The following is a 20,251-nucleotide window of genomic DNA, read 5'->3' as shown; positions in this document are numbered from 1 at the left end:
CTTTAGTTGATGAGGAGAGAGTGCGTCAACCAAGGTTGATGAGCGGTGGGGGTGCCGGGCGGTCAGGCGTTGATCAGGGCCTGGAGCGCCGGGCGGAGCAACTCCGTGATGTCACGCGGCGGCAGGTCGCGCAACGCCTCGACGCCCAGCATCTGGTGACCGATCGTCACGCCGACCGCGACACAGATCAGCAGCGCGGCCCGCACGTCGGCGTGGGGGCCCGGCAGCACGGCGGTGATCTCCGCGACCTGCCGCCCGAAGGTCTCCCTGGCTATCTGCCCGGCCTCGGGGTGGGTGAGCATCGAGCGCAGCATCGCCACGGTGGTCGCGGGCAGGCCGTCGAGCTTGCCGCCGAGCGTCGCCAGCAGGGCCTCCACGATCTGGTCGGCGTCCCTGGTGGCGGCCGGCACCAGCGGGTCCGGCACCTGCGCGGCCCGCGCGAACAACTCCCGCTTGGAGCCGTAGTACTGCATCACCAGCGCCGGGTCCACCCCGGCGGCGGCGGCGACCGCGCGGATCGTGGTGCGTTCGAACCCCTGCTGGGCGAACAGGTCCCGTGCCGCGTCCAGAATCCGTTCCTGTGTCCGCCTGCGGCGCTCGGCGCGGGTGAGACCTGGGGGGCCGGACGACGCGGGGGACTCGCTCATGGGCCCAGACTCTACTGCCGTGTTCACGACGGGAAGCCGTCCTTCCATATCCCCCGCGAGACCCTCGCAGGTCAGCGCGACCCACGCGCCATACCCCCGCGTATGCGGCCCGCGTGCCGATCCGCCACACCCTTTCTAGACTGGCTCCATGGCCCGGCCGAACGAGGAGGTCGAGGCGCTCCTCCAGGAGTACGCCGACCTCATCGCGATCACCGGCGGAGACGCGTTCAAGCAGCGCGCCTACGAGAGAGCCGCGCGCGCCATCGGCCGCCACGCGGAGGACATCGCCACGCTCGACGCGAAGAGCCTGCGCGCGATCCCCGGCGTGGGACGGTCCATCGCCGACAAGGTCGAGGAGTATCTCCGCACCGGCCGCGTCGCCGCCGTCGAGGAGAGCCGCACCGCCGTGCCGCCCGGGGTGCGGGAGCTGATGCGGGTGCCCACCCTCGGGCCGAAGAAGGCGATGACGCTCTACCGGGAGCGGGGCATCGCCTCCGTGGACGAGCTGGTCACCGCGCTGCGCGCCGACGGGCTCGACGGCCTGAAGGGCTTCGGGCCCAAGTCGCGGGAGAACATCCTGCACGGCATCGACGTCCAGCGGCAGTCGGGCGGGCGCGTCCTCCTGGACGCCGCGACGCGCCTGGCGGACGAGGCCGTCGCCGGGATCGCGCGGGCGCCCGGCTGCGAGCGCTGCGCGTGGGCCGGGTCGCTGCGGCGGATGCGGGAGACCGTCGGCGACATCGACCTGCTGGCCGCCGCCGACGACCCGGAGCCGGTGATGGAGGCGTTCACCGCGCTGCCGCTGGTCGCCGAGGTGATCGCGCGGGGGCCGACGAAGACGTCGGTCAGGACCGCCACCGGCTTCCAGCTCGACCTGCGCGTCCTGCCGCCCGACGCGTGGGGCGCGGGCCTCCAGTACTTCACCGGCTCCCAGGCGCACAACATCCGCGTCCGCGAGATCGCGGTGCGCAAGAAGCTGAAGCTGTCGGAGTACGGGCTGTTCGAGGCGGAGAGCGGGAAACGGATCGCCGCCAGGACCGAGGAGGAGGTCTACGAGCGGCTCGGCCTGCCGTGGATCCCGCCCACGCTGCGCGAGGACCGGGGCGAGGTCGCCGCCGCGCTCCGCGGCGAGCTGCCCGAGCCCGTCACCGAGGACGACATCCGCGGCGACCTGCACACCCACACGGACCTGACGGACGGTCTGGACACGCTGGAGGACATGGTCCGGGCGGCGGCGGCGCGTGGCTATGCCTACTACGCCGTCACCGACCACGCGCCCGAGCTGCGGATGCAGCGCATGACGCGGGAGAAGACGCTCGCCCAGCGGGAACGGCTCCGCGCGCTGGACGGCGAGCACCGGCGGATGCGGCTGCTGCACGGCACCGAACTCAACATCGACCCCGAGGGGAACGTGGACTGGCCCGGCGACTTCCTGGCCGGCTTCGACCTGTGCGTGGCCTCGGTCCACTCACACTTCGGGCTGGACCGGGACGCCCAGACCCGCCGCCTGATCCGGGCCTGCGAGAACCCGTACGTCAACATCATCGGCCACCTCACCACCCGGAAGATCGGCCGGCGGGCGGGGATCGACGTGGACCTGGACGCGGTGTTCGCCGCCGCCGCCCGCACCGGCACCGCCGTCGAGGTCAACGGCCACCCCAACCGTCTCGACCCGCGCGACGAGCACATCCTGCTGGCGCGGCGGCACGGCGTGCGGTTCTCGATCGACAGCGACGCGCACGCGACGGCCGAGCTGGGCACCATGCGGTTCGGCGTCGGCACGGCGCAGCGCGGCTGGCTCACCAAGGACGAGGTGATCAACACCTGGCCGCTCACGCGGTTGAGGCACTTCTTGAAGAAGGGCCCGAAGCGGCGGCGGTGAAGTGGGTCAGGAACCAGTCGCGGGCCAGCTCGGCCACCTCGGACAGGGCGCCCGGCTCCTCGAACAGGTGGGTGGCGCCCGGGACCAGGGTCATCTCGGTGGGGCACCGCAGCGCCTGCCGGGCCGTCCGGTTCAGCTCGATGACCTGCGGATCGTTCCCGCCGACGAGCAGCAGCGTCGGGGCGGTGACCTCCGCCAGCCGGTGGTCGGCCAGGTCCGGGCGCCCGCCGCGCGACACGACGGCGGCGATCCGGTTCCGCCGCTCCGGCTCGGCCGCCGCCCAGAGCGCGGCGGCGGCCCCGGTGCTGGCGCCGAAGTAACCGATCGGCAGTTGCCCCGCGTTCGGGGCGGAACGCTCCACCCACCGGGTGGCGGCGGTCAGGCGGCGGGCCAGCAGACCGATGTCGAAGACGTTGGTCCGGTCGTGCTCCTCCTCGGCGGTGAGCAGGTCGAACAGAAGCGTGCCGAGGTTCGCGTGGTTGAGCGCCTCCGCGACGAACCGGTTGCGCGGGCTGTGCCGGCCGCTGCCGCTGCCGTGCGCGAACAGCACGACGCCGGCCGCGCCGACGGGCACGGACAGTTCGCCCGCCAGCTCCGCGTCCCCGGCCGGGAAGGTGACCTCGTGGGTGGTGCCGTGCTCCAGGCAGGCCACCACCTCGGCGTCCGTCGTCGGCTCGAAGTGCCGGTAGAACTGGCCGACCGCCGCGAACTGGGCCGGGGTGTCCGGGCAGATCACCTCGTCGGCGTCGCCTCCGATCCGCGCGGCCGTGCCGGGCGGCGCGACCGGGACGGCCAGCACGCCCCGCGCGGCGCCGCGCGCGCGGGCGGATCGGCAGGCGGCGCGGGCGGTGGCGCCGGTCGCGACGCCGTCGTCGACGAGCACGACCGTCCGCCCGGCCCCCGAGACCCGGGGCCGCTCGCCCCGGTACTCGCCGGCCCGCCGCGCCAGCTCGGCCCGCTCGGTCTCCTCGACGGCGGCGATCTCGCCGTCGCCGATCCCCGCCCGGCGCACCACCTCGTCGTTGATCACCCGGGCGTCGTCCTCCGCGATGGCGCCCATGGCGACCTCCGGCTGGAACGGGACGCCGAGCTTGCGCACCAGGCAGACGTCGAGCGGCGCCCGCAGCGCCCCCGCCACCTCGGCCGCGACGGGGACGCCGCCCCGGGGGAGTCCGAGGACCACGACGTCCCGGCCGCGCAGCGGCTCCAGCGCCCGGGCCAGCCTCCGCCCGGCGTCGACGCGATCGTCGAAGATCATGCCGGTACCTCCGGTACCTCCTCGGGAGTGCTCCCCTCCATGGAAGCGCCTCCGGCGGCCCCCCGCGCGGCGGGCGCCGGCCGTCAGCCGGCCGGGGCGACCTCCACGGCCAGGTCGTTGTCCACCGTGTAGTACGGGCGGACGGTGGTCGCGCCGACCGTCGCCGCCGGGTAGAGGAAGACCTGCTTCTTGTCCGCCACGTCGTCCAGCAGGCGGGCCACGCGGACCCGGGGCGCCTTCGCGGCGGGCCGGACGAACACGTCCCAGAACGCCGGTCCCGGTCCCGGCGGCGGCGGGAAGTCGTAGGCGGCGGTGAAGGAGAACGTGCCGGGGCCGTCCGTCCGTACGGGCGTCTCCACGACCGGGCCGCCCTTGCCCCGGCAGCGCAGCAGGGCCGCCGCGCCCTCGCCGAGGGTGGTGCCCAGCAGGCGGCCGGTGACCGTCATCGCGCCGTCCGTCACCTCGATCGCCGCCGCCTCCGCGTGCGCGGTGCGCAGCCAGGCGCGGAGGGCGAACCAGCGGTCCTTCGTCGCGTAGGGGACCCGGACGGCCAGCGGCGCCTCCGGGGCCTTGTCCGGGTGCCGCCCGGCGGCCAGGACCCGCAGGTCGCGCAGGCCCGGCCGCAGCCGGCGGCGCTCGGCGCCGGGGCCGGTCCGCGCGTACACGTCCCAGCGGCCCTCGGCCAGCACGGGCTCGGGCTCCAGGACGGCCCGCAGCCGGCCGGGGGAGCCGGGCACGGGGGTGAGGGCGAGGGTGTGGGTGGTGGTCTCCGGCTCGTCCTTCTTGGGGCGCAGCCGCAGCAGCAGCCGGGGGTCGTCCCCGGCCCCGGGCAGCGTCAGCTCGATCGTGGTGCGGCCTGTCGCGTCGATCGCGCAGTCCGCGCGCGGCGCCTCGTCGTTCCCGGTGCTCATCGCCGGCCCTCCTGGCCCTGCTGGTCCTGCCTGTTCCGAACGGTGCGCAGCGTGGTGAGGGCGACCGCCCAGGCGGCGTCCTTGACGGCGTGGCCGCTGCTGACCAGCCGTTTGCGGAGGGGGAGTGTCAGGCGGGCGTTCCGGCCGCGTTTGGCCGCCAGCAGCTCCGCGAACAGCTCCTCCGCCCGCTCGACCACGGGCACCGGGTCGTAGCGCCGCGAGTTCCGCAGCGCCGCGGCGCCCATCCGGGCCCGCAGCCCGTCGTCCCGGACGAGGTCCAGCAGGGCGGCGGCCAGGGCCTGTTCGTCGCCGACCGGGACGAGCCTGCCGTCCTCGCCGTCCCGGATGATCTCGGCCGGGCCGTAGGGGCAGTCGGTGGAGACCACGGGCAGGCCGCAGCGCATGGCCTCGACGATCGTCATGCCGAACGGCTCGAAGCTGGAGGTGACGCAGGCGATCGAGCCCTTGACCCACTCGGCCTCGATGGGGGTGACGGCACCCATCAGGAAGGCGTTGTTGTTCAGCCCGAGACGGTCGATGAGGGCGCGCAGGTCGTCCTTCTGGTCGCCCTTGCCGTAGATGCGGAGCTGCCAGTCGGGGTGCGCGGCGGCGACGTGCGCGAAGGCGCGGATCAGCAGTTCGTGCCGTTTGGAGCGGACCAGCCGCCCGGCGGCGACGATGATCCGGCCGCTGGTGTCGGCGGGCGGCAGGACGGGTTCGGGAACGCTGTTGGGCAGCGCGGTGACGCGGACGTCCGGCAGCCGCATCTTGCGCCGGTACGCCTCGGCGTCGGCGTTGGTGACGGTGGTCAGCGCGTCGAGGCGCGAGTAGACGCGGCGCAGCTCGTTGCGCAGGGCCGGGGGGTGGCTGTCGAGGGTGAGGTGCTCCTGCCCGACCAGCACGGCGTTCGGCGGGCCCTGGAGGGCGAGGTGCACGTTCAGCCCGGGGCGGGTGCCGATCACCACGTCCGCGTCGAGGGTGGCGAGGGTGTCGGCGATCCGCTCGTCGGTCAGCTCGCTGTACTGGTCGTGGCGGTATTCGGCGGCGGGGAAGACCCGCGGCGGCTTGAGGTGCCGGGGGTCGTCCTTCTCCGTCCGCAGGTCCACCAGGGCGCGCATTCGCACCTTCGGACCAAGGGTGAAGTTGGGCTCTTCCCGGTGTCTGTTGATGGAGATGATCTCGACGTCATGCCGTTCCGACAGGGCCTGCGCCAGGTTGAACGTGGTCTTGATGGTCCCCCCGATCCCGTAGCCGTTGTGGAGGAGGAAGGAAATCTTCATGGGGACGTAGACCTCTGTGGTGCGCGTGCGGTTGCCCGTCGTCTTCGCGGGACACGAACGTAGCGCAGCGGTCCGCGCCCGGACACTCACCCTGTGCGATCGGGTGGCTCCCGGCGCCCCCCGGGTGGCGTGCGGGGGTGGCGCGGGCGTCAGTCGCGCGTCCCCGCGCCGCCCTCCCACTGCCAGCCGGCGACCTCGGGCAGGTCGGTGCCCTTCTCGCGGATCCAGTGGTGGTGGCGGTAGCGGATGTCGGCCATCCGCTGGCGCAGGTGCGCGGCGCGGACCGCGAGGCCGGGTACGCGGTCGATGACGTCCATCACCAGCCGGTACCGGTCGAGGTCGTTGCTGACGACCATGTCGAACGGGGTGGTCGTGGTGCCGCGCTCCAGGTAGCCGCGCACGTGGGTCTGTTCGTGGTTGGCGCGCTTGTAGGTGAGGCGGTGGATCAGCCACGGATAGCCGTGGTAGGCGAAGATCACCGGCCGGTCGCGGGTGAACAGCGCGTCGTAGTCCCGGTCGGGCAGGCCGTGCGGGTGGGCCTCGGACGGCAGCAGGCGGGCGATGTCCACCACGTTGACGACGCGGACCGACAGGTCGGGCAGGTGCTCGCGCAGCAACTGCGCGGCGGCCATGACCTCCAGCGTCGGCACGTCCCCGGCGCAGGCCAGGACGACGTCCGGCTCGGTGCCGTCCACCTCGGTGCCCGCCCACTCCCAGATCCCGGCGCCGCGCGCGCAGTGGGCGCGGGCGTCCTCGATGCCGAGCCAGTCGAAGCACGGCTGCTTGCCGGCGACGACGACGTTGACGTACTCGCGGCTGCGCAGCACGTGATCCGCCACCGCCAGCAGGGTGTTGGCGTCCGGCGGCAGGTAGACGCGCACGACCTCGGGGGACTTGTTCAGCACGTGATCGACGAAGCCGGGGTCCTGGTGGCTGAAGCCGTTGTGGTCCTGGCGCCAGACGTGGGACGTGAGCAGGTAGTTGAGGGAGGCGATCGGTCGGCGCCAGGCCAGGCGGCGGGCGGTGAGGAGCCACTTGATGTGCTGGTTGGCCATCGAGTCCACGATGTGGATGAACGCCTCGTAGCTGGAGAACATCCCGTGCCGGCCGGTGAGGAGGTAGCCCTCCAGCCAGCCCTGGCAGAGGTGTTCGGACAGCACCTCCATCACCCGGCCGCCACGCGCCAGGTGTTCGTCCACGGGAAGGGTCTCGGCGTCCCACGCCTTGTCGGTCGCCTCGTAGACGGCCTGGAGACGGTTGGACGCCGTCTCGTCCGGGCCGACCAGCCGGAAGTCGCGGCGCTCGCGCGTCGCGTCCATCAGCCGGGCCAGCAACTCGCCGAGCACACGCGTCGGTTCGTGGGCGGTCGCGCCGGGGGTCGCCACCGGCACGGCGCAGTCGCCCAGCGGTGGCACGGGCAGCTCCCGCAACAGCAGGCCGCCGTTGGCGTGCGGGTTGGCGCCGAGGCGGCGCGGGCCCTCCGGCAGCGCGGCCAGCACCGGATCGGTGGGGGTGCCGTCCTTGTGGAACAGCTCGCGCGGCCGGTAGGAGCGCATCCACGCCTCCAACTGCCGCAGGTGGTCCGGGTTCTCGCGGGCGGAGTCGAGCGGGATCTGATGGGAGCGCCAGGTGCCCTCCACCGGCAGCCCGTCCACCTCGGCCGGGCCGGTCCAGCCCTTCGGGGTGCGCAGCACGATCACCGGCCACCGGGGGCGCTCGGTCGCGCCGTCGAACCGGGCCGCGCGCTGGGCGGCGTCGATCCGGTCCAGCGCGGTGTCCATGGCGCGGGCGAGCGCCTGATGCACGGTGGCCGGGTCGTCGCCCGGCTCGCCCGTGACGTACAGCGGCTCGTGGCCGTATCCGCGCAGCAGCGCGTCGAGTTCGTCCCGGGGGAGGCGGGCGAGGACGGTCGGGTTGGCGATCTTGTACCCGTTGAGGTGCAGGATGGGCAGCACGGCGCCGTCGTGCACCGGGTCGAGGAACTTGTTGGCGTGCCAGGACCCGGCCAGCGGCCCGGTCTCGGCCTCGCCGTCGCCGATGACGCAGGCCACCAGCAGCCCCGGGTTGTCGAACGCGGCGCCGTAGGCGTGCGCCAGGGAGTACCCCAGCTCGCCGCCCTCGTGGATCGAGCCGGGTGTCTCCGGCGCGACATGGCTGGGGATGCCGCCGGGGAACGAGAACTGCTTGAACAGCCGCCCCATGCCGGCCTCGTCGCGCGTGATGTCGGGATAGGTGTCCGTGTAGCTGCCGTCCAGCCAGGAGTTGGCGACGACGGCGGGACCGCCGTGGCCGGGACCCCACACGCAGATCGCGTCGAGGTCCCTGGCCCGGATCACCCGGTTGAGGTGCGTGTGCACGAGGTTGAGGCCGGGGGAGGTGCCCCAGTGGCCCAGCAGCCGGGGCTTGATGTGCTCCGGGCGCAGCGGCTCGGTCAGCAGCGGGTTGGCGAGCAGGTAGATCTGGCCCACCGACAGGTAGTTGGCGGCCCGCCAGTGCGCGTCGAGCGCGGCCAGCTCGTCCGGTCCGAGGGGGGTGGGCGGGGCGGTGGTGGGGGCCTGCGTCATGGTGGCGTGCTCTTCCTGTCCTGACCGAGGGGCCTGTCCTGACCGAGGGGCCTGTCCTGGCCTGGCCGGGTGTCGCTGTGCCGTGCCGCGGTGAGGTCCCGGGCGCTCAGCGGCCCCTGGCCTTGCGGGTGTCGGAGCGGTTCTCCTTGCGGATCGCGTCCAGCAGCTCGGACTTGCTCATCCGTGAGCGGCCCTCGACGCCGAGCTTCTTGGCCACGGCGTACAGATGCTCCTTCGACGCCTGCTCGTCCACGCCCTCACCGCTGCGCCCGCCCTGTCCCCGGGGCCGGGCCGACTGGGGGTCGGAGGGGCCCTTGCGGTTGTTCTCCTTGGGCTCCCAGTGGTCGCCCACCTTCTCGTGCGTGTGCTTGAGCGCCCCGAAGGCCACCCGGTGGGCGCGCTCGCCCTCGCCGTACTCCCGTACCGCGGAGTCGTGTGCCTTGATCCAGGTGCGCTGCGCCTTGGCGTCCGAGCGCTCCAGCGTCGACGGCAGTTCCTGGCGTCCCGGCACGGTCACCACCTCCATGATCGGACTTGGTTCGCATGTGATCGTTCGCGGGATCTCAGCGGGTACCCGTCCGGGTCGGCGCGAAACCGGCACATGCCGGGGCTCCGGGAACGCGGCCGGTTACCGCCGGGGGCGCGGGAGTGCGTAGCGTTCCCCGCGTGACGCTTTCCTCCGCTTCCCTCGCGCAGACCTCGGACCCCGGCGGGATCACCGGGTGGGCCACCGGGCTCATGGAGGCGCTCGGGGCGCCGGGCGCCGGTGCCGCCATCGCTCTGGAGAACCTCTTCCCGCCGCTGCCCAGCGAGGTGATCCTCCCGCTGGCCGGATTCACCGCGGCCCAGGGGAAGATGGGGCTGTGGGCCGCGCTGCTGTGGACCACCCTGGGATCCGTGGTCGGCGCGCTCGCGCTCTACGGGGTGGGGGCCGCGCTCGGCCGGGAGCGGCTGATCGCGCTCGCCGTCCGGCTGCCGCTGGTCAAGGTGAAGGACATCGAGAAGACCGAGCGGTGGTTCCTGCGGCACGGCGCCAAGGCCGTGTTCCTGGGGCGGATGATCCCCGTGTTCCGGAGTCTCATATCCGTGCCGGCCGGCGTGGAACGGATGTCGGTGCCGGTGTTCACGGTGCTGACCACCGTGGGGTCCGCGATCTGGAACACCCTGTTCGTGCTGGCCGGTTACCGCCTCGGCGAGGACTGGGAGCGGGTCACCGAGGCGGTCGGGCTGTACTCCAAGGCGGTCATCGGCTTCGCGGCGCTGGCCGTGCTGGCGTTCCTCGCCGTGCGCGTGGCCCGTCCCGGGTCCGGCCGGCGCCGGGCCTGAAACGGGCCTGAAGTCACGCGCGGGTCAGACGAGTTCGACGCCGGGGCGGCCGTTCTCGACGCGCAGCCGCGCCCCGGTGCGGGCCGTGGCCGCCGGCCGCAGCACGGTGTCCACCACCCGGAGCCGCGCGTCGACGCCGTCGCGGTCGATGTCGAACAGGTGGTAACCGCGGCGCGGGTCCAGCAGCTTCCAGTGCGGGTTGTCCGGCAGCCGCGGGTCCCACTCGGCGCGGAACGCGGCCTCGTCCTGGTCGCCGTTGGAGCTGATCGAGCAGCCGACGAACTCCGCGCCCACCACCCGCGACGACGGGTCGGCGAAGTCCCGCTTCAGGTCGGCGACCATCGTCAGGTGCCGGTCGCCGGTGAGCACCACCGGGTTGGCCACCTCGTCCAGCACGCCCAGCAGCTCGTCGCGTTCGGCCTGGTAACCGTCCCACGCGTCGTAGTACCAGCGCTTGCCCGCGCCCGGCAGCAGGTCGGTCTCGGCCATCATGATCTGCGAGCCGATGAGGTTCCAGCGGGCGGGCGACCGGCGCAGCCCGTCGATCAGCCACTCCTTCTGCTCGGCGCCGAGCATCGTCGTCCAGGGGCTGCGCGCGCCCTCCTCGCTGGTGGCCTGGTCGCTGCGGTACTGCCGGGTGTCCAGCACCTGGAGCCGGGCCAGCCGCCCGAAGTCGAGCCTGCGGTGCACGCGGATGTGGGCGCCGTCGGGGACGGCGGTGGCGCGGACCGGCATGTGCTCGTAGTACGCCTGGTAGGCGGCGGCCAGCCGCAGCGCGAACGCGGCGGGCGACTGCTTGTCCGGGTCCTGCGGGATGCCGCCCGCGTAGTCGTTGTCCACCTCGTGGTCGTCGAAGGTGACGATCCACGGCGCGGAGGCGTGCATCCGGGCCAGGTCCGGGTCGGAGCGGTACTGGGCGTAGCGATTGCGGTACTGGGCCAGGGAGTACGGCTCGCCCGTGCCCTCGTGGGGCCGGACCGCGGTCGAGGACGGGCCGGACTCGTAGATGTAGTCGCCGACGAACAGCACGGCGTCGACGTCCTGTTCGGCCATGTCGGCGTAGGCGTTGAAGTAACCGTGCTGCCAGTTCTGGCACGAGGCGAGGGCGAGCCGCAGGCGCCCGCCGGCGGCGAGCGGGTGCGGCGCGGTGCGGGTGCGGCCGGTCGGCGACAGCTCGCCCCCGGCGCGGAACCGGTACCAGTGGTCGCGGTGGGCCCGCAGCCCGCGCACGTCCACGTGGACGCTGTGGCCGTAGGCGGGTTCGGCCGTGGCGGTGCCGCGCTTGACGATCCGGCGGAACGCGGCGTCCTCGGCGACCTGCCACTCCACGTCCACGGCGCGATCGGGCATGCCGCCGCCCGCCAGCGGGTCGGGGGCCAGCCGTGTCCACAGCACGACGCCGTCGGGGAGCGGGTCGCCGGAGGCGACGCCGAGGGTGAACAGATCCGGGGGGAGGGGGCGGGTCGCGGCGCGGACGGAGCCGGTCATCGGGCCGACGGCTGCCGCCCCGACCGCCGCCGCGCCACCGACGAGGAATCGACGCCTGGCGGTTGCGGACATGTGGGGTCCCTCTCGTCGATCGTGCGATCTGGCTTGGTGACCGAGAGGGACGGTGACAGCCGAGCGGGACGGTGCCCTGGCCGCGTCCTGAACGTCCGGGATCGGGGACATGACAGCCTGTTTCCGCGGTACGGAAACGGCCCGCCCCCGGCGAAGTCCCCGCGCGGCCGAACGGGCGGCCCGAACAGGCAGCCCGGCCGGGCCCGTTGATCGGGCCGGTGGGACGGGGGGCCAGAAAGGGTGAGCAGAAAAGAGAGCTGTCGAGCCGGGTGGGCGCCCCGGCACTCTGTGGGCATCGGTCCCCATCAGCAGCCGAGGAGACACCTCTCATGGCAGTGACCACCAACACGCTTACCGAGAACGGCACCCCCCTGCCCGGCGGCGGCGCCCGGGCCACCGCGCGGCCGGACCACGCGATCCGGTCGAGACTGACCGCGCTGAACGCGTTCCTGCTGAGCGGCCTCACCCTCTGGCTGGGCCTGGTCACGCTCAACAACGTGGACGACTTCGGCACCAACAAGGCCCTCATCACCAGCATGATCACCATGGGTGACCTCAAGGACGACCCGGTGCGGGGCAACGGCCTGGAGTGGCGGGCCTTGCCGGAGGCCATGGCGACCCCCGCCCTCCTCGGCGTCATCGTCTACGAGGTGCTGGCCGTGGCCCTGCTCGCCTGGGCGGCGACCTCGATGTGGCGCCGGGCCCGCGGCGAGACCGTCAGCATCAACACCACCCAGCGCGCCAACTACGCGCTCGCCGGATTCATGGGCCTCTTCTTCGTGTTCCTGTGCGGCGGCATGTTCTACGGCTACTGGATCTACATAGGTGCCGCACAGCAGGTTCACTTCACGGGCCTGATGATCGGTCTGCTGACGACCGTGCTGGTGAATCTCCCGTCGGTGACGGGGGCCCAGAAGGAACACTGACCGCCCCTCCGGCCACCCCAGGCCGCCGCCGTCCGGCGGGTCTTTCGATACCTCTCCTTCCCCCAAAGGGGTATCGCCGGACCCGCCGGACGGGGCATGCGCGGCCGTGCAGAGACTGGTTAATGTGCGCACATGTGGGATTACGCCCCTCAGCGACGACAACGGGAAAACCTCTTACGGAATTCAGCGGTCGAGGCGCGGGACGTCCTCCTCTTCGCCGAGGAGACGCGTCCCAGCGTGCAGGCGATTTTCCTTCTGCGCTTTCTCGTCGGCGCCGCCCTCGCGGCCGGCGGCGGCCTGACGGGCTGGGGCCCGTGGCTGATCGGCCCCGCGCTGGCCTGGACGCTGTGCGCGGCGTTCGCCTACGGCCTCAACGGCGTCTGCGACGTGGCCGAGGACCGGGTCAACGCCACCGGCCGGCCCATCGCCCGGGGCGAGCTGGCGCCCGAGTCCGCCGCGCGGCTGACCTGGCTGTGCGCGGCGCTGGCCCTGCTGTTCGCACTCGCGGCGGGCAACGCGGCGCTGGTGGGCTGCGTGCTGGCGTTCCTGCTCCTGGGCTACGCCTCCTCGGCCGGGCCCCGGCCGCTCAAGCGCTCCACCTCGGCGACCTCCGCCGCGGTGTTCGCGATGGGCCTGCTGTCGTACGCGGCCGGCTGGCTGGCGGCCGGCGCGGGGCGGCCGTCCGGCACCGCGGTGGTGCTGGCCGTCGGCATGGCCGCGTGGATGGCCGCGGTGGGCGCGGTCACCAAGGACTTCGCGCACGCCCGGGGCGACGCGGCGGCCGGGCGCCGCACGTCGGTGACCGCGTGGGGCGCGTCCGCCGCGCGCTGGGTCGCCGGGCTGGGCGCCCTGGCGGTGGCCGCCGGGTTCGCCGTGGCGGCCCGGCCGTACGGCGAGGCGCTGGCGCCGGTGACCGTGGTGATGGCGGCCGGGGCGTGCGTCGTGGCCGCGCTGTGCCGGACCACGCTCCGCGACGCCCGGCGCGCCCGGCGGCCGTACCAGGCGTTCATGGTGACCCAGCACGCGGCGCACGCCGTGCTGCTGGCCAGGCTGGCCGAGGTCGTGTGAGACGGCGCGGCGCGGACGCGCGGACCCCGGTCCCGGGCCGCGGGGGCGGCCGGGACCGGGGTCCGCGCGCTGTTCCCCACCCGCCGTGGCGGGCACGGCCGTCGGTGTCAGAACCGGCGGGCGGGGAGCGGCAGTGCCGCCGCGCCACCCTGACCCGGCGCGACGGCGGCCGGCTTCTGCCGTGGCAGCAGGGCCCGTTCGGTCGCCTTGTTCACGGCGTCGATCCGGGACACGGCGTCCAGCTTGGTGAAGATGTTCCGCATGTGGCGCTTCACCGTGCCCTCGGCGATGCCGAGTTCACTGGCGATCTGCCGATTGCTCATCGCCCGCGACACCCGCGTGAGGACCTGCACCTCACGCTCGGACAGCACGTCGTCGTCCTCCCGCTCCGGCGACGTGCCGCGCAGGCTGTGCGCGGAGACGGACAGGGTGACCGTGCGGCGCTCCCCGTCGTCCCGGCCGCGCACCGCGGTGACCAGCGTCTCGCGGCCGGTGCTCTTGTGCAGGTACCCCCGCACGCCGAGGGCCAGCAGATCCTGCACGAAGTGCGGCCCGTCGTACATGCTCAGCACGATGATGCGGAGCATCGGGTCCCGTTCCAGCAACCGCCGTACGGTGACCGCGGGTTCGTTGCGGGGCATCTCGATGTCCAGGAGCACGACGTCCGGCCGGTGCTCCGCCGCCAGCCGCACCACCTCCTCCCCGTCCCCGGCCTGGGCGACGATCTGGAGCCCGGGTTCCGAGCGGAGCAGGTCGCACAGCGCCTCGCGCAACAGGATGTGGTCGTCCGCGACCAGGATGCGGACCGTTCTCGGCGCCGCCGCGTCCGCCGGTCCGGGCGTCGCGAGGCCGGCCGGCGGGTGGGCCGGCGGATGGGCCGGTAGGTGGGTGGGTCTGTCGGTGACGCTCTCCGTCGTGCTCTCGGGCGCGCGCCTCGATTCAGCGCCGCCTGTCAGCTCGTTCATCGGTCTCCGCCTTGATCGGGATCCAGATGGTGACGTCGGTGCCCCGGCCCGGTGAGGAGTGGATGTGCAGGGTGCCGCCGAGCAGCTCCGCACGCTCCCTCAGCCCGGTCAGGCCGTTGGTGCTGCCCCGGCAGGACACCGTGGTGACATCGAAGCCGCGTCCGTCGTCGATGATCTCGGTCTGGATCTCGTGCGGCGCGATGTCGATGTTGACCACGATGTTTCCGGCCGCGGCGTGGGCGAACGCGTTGCGCAGGCATTCGCGGACCATGATGTACAACTCCTCGGCGAGCGGGCCGGGCATCCACTCGTCGAGGCCGCGCACCCACACCTGAACGGACACACCCGGCTCGCCCATGGACTCGACGAACCGGGTGAGCGCGGCCTCCAGACCGCCGCCCACGGCGGGGCGGCGCAGCTCGGTGACGAGCTCCCTGGTGCTGGCGAGGGTTTCGAGAATGGCCGCCTGGGCGGCCTGTACGTGCTCCGGCAGTTGATGCTGCTGCCGGGTCAACTCGCTCTCGAACAGCTCCAACTGGCGCATCGCCAGACTGAGCGAGTTGCCGATCTGGTCGTGGATCTCCCGGGCGAGCCGGCGGTGGCCCTGGTCGTGGACCTCCCGCACCCGGTCGAGCATGAACGAGTCGTACCCGATCGAGCCGGCCTCCAGCCGCCTGCCGATGCCCTGTTGCAGGGAGCGCACGGCGGCCGAGTAGGTCTGCCAGGAGATCCCGGTGTCCTCGGCGAACTGGATGATCCGGTCGAGGACGACCTCGAACAGAACAACCCCCGCCCGGACGGAATGGGTGAGGTGGATGCCCTGCCGGACCCGCTCGCCGCCGAGGTCGACGACTTCCGCGATGTGGGTGTCCGACACGGCCGCCCGGCCCTGGGCGAGACTTGCGACACAGTCCCGGAATATGCGGCGGCCCTGGAGTTCGCACTGCGCCCAGGCTTCGGGAGCGGCGGCCAGCGGACTGTTCATCGCGCGGAGCCGGGCGCGATATTGCTCGATTACCGAATCCTCTTGTCGTCGTAAGGATGCCACGAGGAGGGTGTCGGCGGATCTGTCCGGGACAGCGCTCACCGGGCCGTCCTCCCCGCCTGCCGGACGGCGACCGCTCTCCCGCCTGTCCACTATACACCCCCGACCCCTTCGTCGGCATCGTCATAGGTGTATAAGAGACAGGGTGGGAATACGACTGCATGCCGGTAATCGTCAAGAGCTTTCCCCCTCCGGGCGATGCCGGATAGCACTGCACATCTTGCGGCAGCATAACCGATAGTCAGTTCGGTTCGTAAAGAGTGCCTTGTGGTCCCTTACCCGGATCGGGTGCGGGCAATTGTTTTTCTGTCCGGCCGGGCCAATGGTCGGTGGCCGCGGGTGGGGGACGGCCGGCGCCGTCCCCCACCCGGGGCCTTGGCCCGCCGCTTCGGTGGGGCTCCGGTCAGGGCCTGCGCGAGCGCAGCAGCGCGGCCCTTCCCTTCAGCAGGACCGGAACCAGGGCGTAGACCACGACCGGCACGACGAGCCCGGTGATGATCAGGACGCGCACGGGCACCGAAAGGTTCTCGATGGACGGCCCGAGCAGCATCTGCACGATGGTGATGGACGGGTAGACGGCCAGCCACGTGACGAACACGCGCATGTGAACGGACGGCAGCGGGACCGGCGCCGGGGCCGGGGTGGCGCCGGCGGCGGGCGCGGTGGACGCGGCGGGCGCGGTGACGGTCGGGACGGTGGTCTGTGTGTGCATGGTCTCGGTCTCAGTCCTGTTCGTCCGGGACGGAAGGGGGCTTGGCGGGTCAGGCGAGCGCGTAGGGCGAGGACGGCTGCGGCCCCCGGCCCTCGCGGGCGGCGATCCAGACGTCGTGCAGCCACATCTGCGTGCCGCGCCGCCCGGCAACGGCGTCCCAGCGGATGTCGCGCTCGTAGGTGAGCACGGTGCCGCCGGGGCCGATCACCACCCAGGCGTAGAGCCCGTCGCGGTGGCGGGTCTTGACCTTGACGCCGGAGACGACGGCCGGGCCGTCCGGCCCCGCCACGTGCTCGTCGTGCCGCGCGATCCACTGCACGGTCAGCCCGGCCGCGTACGCCGGGTCGAACGCGGTCACGAAGGCGAACGCGGCCTCGCGGGCCTCGTGCTCCGCCGGGAGCGGGCCGGCCAGGGACGGGTCCTCGGGGTCGAGCCGGGTGTAGCCGAGCAGGACGCCGTCGTCGTCGAGCACCACCGTGAGGTGGACGCCCTCGCCGGGGCGCGCCTCCTTCAGGAAGCGGACGACGGTGACCGGACGGCCGTCGTGCTCCTCCCGGCGGATGTGCCGCGGCACCCAGCCCTCGCGCAGGGGCAAACCGGCCTGGATCAGCGCCTGGTCGGCGCGGGCGACGTCGTGGAGGGCCGCTGCGGTGTCGGTCATCGGATTCCTCATTCGGAAGGCTGTGAAGGGTCCGACGCGGAGTACGCGTGCGGGTGGGATGTGCGAAGTCCTGGGACCGCGGACGGCGTTGGCCGCGGTGACTCTTCGACGGTAACCAACTGACTAGTTGGGCGTCAACCAACCAGATGGTTGGAATGCTGCCCTCCGGGTCCTAAGCTGGGGGGATGACGCAGGATCCGACTCCCACCAAACAACGGCTCCTCTCCGCCGCGAGGGAGGAGTTCGCAGCTCACGGCATCGCGGGGGCCCGCGTGGACCGCATCGCCGCCCTCGCCAACGTCAACAAGGAGCGCATCTACGGGTATTTCGGCAACAAGCAGAAGCTCTTCGACCAGGTCGTCGGCCAGGCCCTGGACGAGCTGGCCGCCGCCGTGCCGCTGGCCCCGGGCGACGACCCCGCCGAGTACGTCGGGCGGGTGTACGACTTCCACCGCGCCAACCCCACCCTCGTGCGGCTCTTCCTCTGGGAGGCGCTGCACTACCGCAACGACCCGCTCCCCAACGAGACCGAGCGCACCTCGCTCTACGAACGCAAGGTGGCCAACCTCGCGCAGACCTTCGGCACCGGCGTGTCCCCCCAGGTGGCGGCGTGCCTGCTGAGCCTGATCGGCCTGGCGGCCTGGCCCAACGCCGTGCCGCAGATGGCCCGCATGATCCTGGGCACCGCCTCGCCCCACCCCGAACTGCGCGACTCGGTCGTGGAGTTCGCCCGCAAGGCCCTCGCCCTGTCTCTTTTTCTCCTCCTCCGCCGCCGCCGCCGCGGACACCGAGCGCGTCGGGCGCACCGTCGGACTGGTGGAGTGGGCTACGAGAACAACAAGTGCTAGCGTCAGCAGCGGCAGAGCCGGATGAGTGAAAGGGAACGCCGTACGGCCCCTCCGTACGGCGCGGCCATGCCGTACCGCCCCGACCGGACCGGTCACGCCGGTACTCCTTTCGGCCACCCCAGGTCCGGAGTTGGAGGCAGTGACCCCCTCCCGGGCCCCCCGCCGCCGCTAGCGTCGACCGCACGGATGAACCCATCCGGCTCAACCGGAATCACCCGTGGGGGAAACACTCATGTCGCACAGCCGCGCGGCCCTGCGAGCCGCCACCCGACCGCTGAACATCTTCCTGGCCATCCGCAACGACCTCCAGCGCTACGGCGTCGAGGCCATGCTCCGCTCGCTGGACACGGTCGGCCACTGCTCCGCGTACCCCGATCTCGGCGCCGCGGTCGAGGCCGTGCGGGACCCGGACACCGACATCCTGCTGACCGCGTCCGACACGGCCGACCACGCGGGGGAGATCGCGCTGCGCCGCGCGGCCCACCGCGGCATCCGCGTCCTGCTGCTCCTCCCGCGGCCCAGCGAGGTCAACCTCGACCAGGTGACCTCCCTGCCCGGAGCCTCGCTGCTGCCGATGGACGGACTCGACCCCCGCGCGCTGGACGAGGTGCTCACCGCCATGGACGCCGGCGAGGTGCACATCCCGCCCGCGCTCACCCGCGCGCTCCTCCACCGCGCCGGGCGCGGCGAGCCCCGCGCACAGGCCGCCCCCCGGCTGACACCGCGCGAGAAGGAGGCGCTGGTGCTCCTGGTGGACGGCTACAGCAACAAGCAGATCGCGCGCCGGCTGCGGATCTCGGAGCACGGCGCGAAGCGGCTGGTGGCGAACATCCTCGCCAAGCTCAACTGCCCCAACCGCACCCTCGCCGCGGCCCGCGCGCTGCGCGAGGGGCTGTGCGGCGACCGCGCCGAGGCGGCGCTCCCGACCGCACCGACCCCGATCCCCACCCCCACCCTTATCGACGCGACCTGGCGGTGACCGGACTCATGACCGATGTGGAAACCCAGACGACGAACAGGACCGCGACCCGGGCGGCCTTCTTCGACGTTGACGAGACACTGCTCAACGTCAAGAGCATGTTCCACTTCCTGCGCTACTGGATGGCCCGGCACGGCGACGACGGCAGCGGCCATGACGCCGTGATGGCGGAGGTCCGCGCGCAGGCGGCCGGCGGGGTGCCCCGCACCGAGATCAACCGGCGCTACTACCGGCGGTTCGCCGGTGTCGAGCACCGGGAGCTGGCCGACGCCGGGCGCGAGTGGTACGAGGAGTACCGCGCGAGCCGCACGGCCGTCGTGGTCTCGGCCTGGGCGGCGGCCTCCCGGCACCGGAACGCGGGCGACACCGTCGTCCTGGTCTCCGGGTCGTTCCGCGGGCTGCTGGAGCCGATGGCCGACGACCTGGGCGCCGACGTCATCCTCTGCTCGGAGCCGATCGTCGGCCCGGACGGGCGGCTGACGGGCGAGATCCAGCGGCCGATGATCGGCGAGAACAAGGCCGCCGCGGTGCGCGCCACCATGGCTCGCCTGGGGCTCGGTCCCGACGACTGCACCTGCTACGGCGACCACTCCAGCGACCTGGACATGCTGATGGCCGTCGGCAACCCGGTCGTCGTGGGCGCCGATCCGGTGCTCATCGGGCAGGCGCAGACCCTGGACTGGCCGGTCCTGCCGGCCACCCCCGGCCCGCTGCGGAACACCGGCGCGCTGGCGGCCATCGAGCTCACCGGGCGCGCCGGTCCCCGAGCCACCCGCGCGGGGCTCTGAGCCACCCGCGCGGGTCGTCCACCGGCCCGCGCGGGCCCCGGCTCAGACGGCCTGGAGCACCCGCCGGCCGGCGGTGACCCCAGCGGTCACGGGCAGGGCGATCGCGGTCAGCACCAGCCCTTCCTCCACCGCCCACCGGCCGGTGAACTCGTCGATCCCCACACCCTCCACCACCGGGCCCGGCTGAAGCAGCCGGGCCCGGAACGTGTGCGTGGCCGGGTCGAGACTCAGCCGGGCGTCGCGGAAGCCGAGCCAGCGGCCGGTCAACGGGTTGAACGCCTTGTAGACCGTCTCCTTGGCGCTGAACAGCACCGTCTCCCAGTGCACTCCGGGGTGGTCCCCGGCCAGTTCCGCCAGATGCTCCCGCTCCGCCGCCACCGTGACGTGCCGCGCCAGCTCGGCCGTCAGCGGCGCGTGCCGCTCGGCGTCGATGGCCACCGCGTGGACGTCGTCGGTCCTGGAGACCGCCGCGGCCCGGTAGCCGTCGCAGTGCGTCATGCTGCCGGTCAGCCCGGCCGGCCAGCGCGGTTCGCCCTTCGGCCCGGACGGCACCCCGGCCGGGGGCACGCCCAGCTTGACCATCGCCGCGCGGGCGCAGAGCCGGGTGGTGCGGAATTCGCGCCTGCGCCGTTCGCCGCAGGCGGAGGTGAGGGCCGCCGCCTCCTCGGGCAGCGGGCCCGTGTCCGGCGCGTCGGCGGTGGCGACGGCGGCGGCGACGGTGGGCGGCAGCAGTCGCTGAATCATGGGGTCTCCTGGGACGGCGGCGGGGACGCGGCGGGGACGGCCGCGATGCCGGCGGCGGTGCCGGGCGCGGTGCGGACCGCGAAAAGG

General features: G+C 73.1%; 19 protein-coding genes. 7 read left to right on the top strand and 12 right to left on the bottom strand.

What is annotated here, in order from left to right:
• Nucleotides 1-62 precede the first annotated feature (62 nt).
• Complete coding sequence (locus BN2279_RS21805) at nt 63-647, bottom strand: TetR/AcrR family transcriptional regulator (RefSeq protein WP_059012157.1); 585 nt, start codon at nt 645-647, stop codon at nt 63-65.
• A gap of 148 nt (nt 648-795) precedes the next feature.
• On the opposite strand from BN2279_RS21805, the gene polX reads away from it, so the two are divergent.
• A complete protein-coding gene (polX, locus tag BN2279_RS21800) occupies nt 796-2,529 on the top strand; it encodes a DNA polymerase/3'-5' exonuclease PolX (protein WP_059012155.1) in 1,734 nt (577 codons plus the stop codon).
• Here the strand turns inward: polX and BN2279_RS21795 are convergent.
• The 5 genes from BN2279_RS21795 to BN2279_RS21775 form a co-directional block, all read right to left on the bottom strand.
• The gene (locus tag BN2279_RS21795; protein ID WP_059012153.1) at nt 2,480-3,787 is read right to left on the bottom strand and encodes a phosphoribosyltransferase family protein; all 1,308 of its coding nucleotides are present in this window, start codon (nt 3,785-3,787) and stop codon (nt 2,480-2,482) included. The two genes, polX and BN2279_RS21795, sit on opposite strands and share 50 nt — an antisense overlap.
• Before the next feature lie 83 nt (nt 3,788-3,870).
• A complete protein-coding gene (locus tag BN2279_RS21790; RefSeq protein ID WP_059012151.1) occupies nt 3,871-4,698 on the bottom strand; it encodes a hypothetical protein in 828 nt (275 codons plus the stop codon).
• Nucleotides 4,695-5,978 (bottom strand): glycosyltransferase family 4 protein, encoded by a 1,284-nt coding sequence (locus BN2279_RS21785; RefSeq protein ID WP_059012149.1) that lies wholly within the window; start codon nt 5,976-5,978, stop codon nt 4,695-4,697. The genes BN2279_RS21790 and BN2279_RS21785 overlap by 4 nt, the downstream gene beginning before the upstream one ends.
• A gap of 149 nt (nt 5,979-6,127) precedes the next feature.
• Complete coding sequence (locus BN2279_RS21780) at nt 6,128-8,542, bottom strand: phosphoketolase family protein (protein ID WP_059012147.1); 2,415 nt, start codon at nt 8,540-8,542, stop codon at nt 6,128-6,130.
• Between the two features lie 106 nt (nt 8,543-8,648).
• Nucleotides 8,649-9,053 carry a ChaB family protein gene (locus BN2279_RS21775; RefSeq protein WP_059012659.1) on the bottom strand — a complete coding sequence of 135 codons (405 nt, stop codon included), beginning with the start codon at nt 9,051-9,053 and terminating at the stop codon, nt 8,649-8,651.
• Between the two features lie 227 nt (nt 9,054-9,280).
• Here BN2279_RS21775 and BN2279_RS21770 point away from each other — a divergent pair, with 227 nt between their 5' ends.
• A complete protein-coding gene (locus BN2279_RS21770) occupies nt 9,281-9,868 on the top strand; it encodes a DedA family protein (protein ID WP_059012657.1) in 588 nt (195 codons plus the stop codon).
• 24 nt (nt 9,869-9,892) lie between these two features.
• Here the strand turns inward: BN2279_RS21770 and BN2279_RS21765 are convergent, their stop codons facing one another.
• Nucleotides 9,893-11,428, bottom strand: coding sequence for an alkaline phosphatase D family protein (locus BN2279_RS21765; protein ID WP_059012144.1), 1,536 nt, complete (start codon nt 11,426-11,428; stop codon nt 9,893-9,895).
• Between the two features lie 329 nt (nt 11,429-11,757).
• On the opposite strand from BN2279_RS21765, the gene BN2279_RS21760 reads away from it, so the two are divergent.
• Nucleotides 11,758-12,354: a DUF2165 family protein gene (locus BN2279_RS21760; RefSeq protein ID WP_059012142.1), complete on the top strand. Its 597-nt coding sequence runs from the start codon at nt 11,758-11,760 to the stop codon at nt 12,352-12,354.
• 237 nt (nt 12,355-12,591) lie between these two features.
• Nucleotides 12,592-13,422 (top strand): UbiA family prenyltransferase, encoded by an 831-nt coding sequence (locus BN2279_RS21755; protein WP_059012140.1) that lies wholly within the window; start codon nt 12,592-12,594, stop codon nt 13,420-13,422.
• A gap of 107 nt (nt 13,423-13,529) precedes the next feature.
• Here the strand turns inward: BN2279_RS21755 and BN2279_RS21750 are convergent, their stop codons facing one another.
• The 4 genes from BN2279_RS21750 to BN2279_RS21735 form a co-directional block, all read right to left on the bottom strand.
• Nucleotides 13,530-14,387 carry a response regulator gene (locus BN2279_RS21750; protein ID WP_079032370.1) on the bottom strand — a complete coding sequence of 286 codons (858 nt, stop codon included), beginning with the start codon at nt 14,385-14,387 and terminating at the stop codon, nt 13,530-13,532.
• A complete protein-coding gene (locus BN2279_RS21745; protein ID WP_079032369.1) occupies nt 14,362-15,372 on the bottom strand; it encodes a sensor histidine kinase in 1,011 nt (336 codons plus the stop codon). The genes BN2279_RS21750 and BN2279_RS21745 overlap by 26 nt, the downstream gene beginning before the upstream one ends.
• A 463-nt stretch (nt 15,373-15,835) precedes the next feature.
• Complete coding sequence (locus BN2279_RS21740; RefSeq protein WP_059012136.1) at nt 15,836-16,144, bottom strand: hypothetical protein; 309 nt, start codon at nt 16,142-16,144, stop codon at nt 15,836-15,838.
• Nucleotides 16,145-16,193: 49 nt separating this feature from the next.
• Complete coding sequence (locus BN2279_RS21735; protein WP_059012134.1) at nt 16,194-16,805, bottom strand: hypothetical protein; 612 nt, start codon at nt 16,803-16,805, stop codon at nt 16,194-16,196.
• 185 nt (nt 16,806-16,990) lie between these two features.
• Here BN2279_RS21735 and BN2279_RS21730 point away from each other — a divergent pair, with 185 nt between their 5' ends.
• From BN2279_RS21730 to BN2279_RS21720, 3 genes are all read left to right on the top strand, one after another.
• Nucleotides 16,991-17,653 carry a TetR/AcrR family transcriptional regulator gene (locus tag BN2279_RS21730; RefSeq protein ID WP_079032368.1) on the top strand — a complete coding sequence of 221 codons (663 nt, stop codon included), beginning with the start codon at nt 16,991-16,993 and terminating at the stop codon, nt 17,651-17,653.
• Between the two features lie 232 nt (nt 17,654-17,885).
• Nucleotides 17,886-18,632: a helix-turn-helix transcriptional regulator gene (locus BN2279_RS21725; protein WP_059012132.1), complete on the top strand. Its 747-nt coding sequence runs from the start codon at nt 17,886-17,888 to the stop codon at nt 18,630-18,632.
• Nucleotides 18,633-18,640: 8 nt separating this feature from the next.
• A complete protein-coding gene (locus tag BN2279_RS21720) occupies nt 18,641-19,420 on the top strand; it encodes an HAD family hydrolase (RefSeq protein WP_059012655.1) in 780 nt (259 codons plus the stop codon).
• 42 nt (nt 19,421-19,462) lie between these two features.
• Here BN2279_RS21720 and BN2279_RS21715 read toward each other — a convergent pair whose 3' ends face one another.
• Nucleotides 19,463-20,164 carry a 4'-phosphopantetheinyl transferase family protein gene (locus BN2279_RS21715; RefSeq protein ID WP_059012130.1) on the bottom strand — a complete coding sequence of 234 codons (702 nt, stop codon included), beginning with the start codon at nt 20,162-20,164 and terminating at the stop codon, nt 19,463-19,465.
• Between the last annotated feature and the right edge of the window lie 87 nt (nt 20,165-20,251).

It is taken from the genome of Streptomyces specialis (genome assembly GCF_001493375.1).
Lineage (GTDB): Bacteria > Actinomycetota > Actinomycetes > Streptomycetales > Streptomycetaceae > Streptomyces > Streptomyces specialis.
Note: the sequence above shows the minus strand (reverse complement) of the source record. Positions and strands in the feature narration are given on the sequence as shown.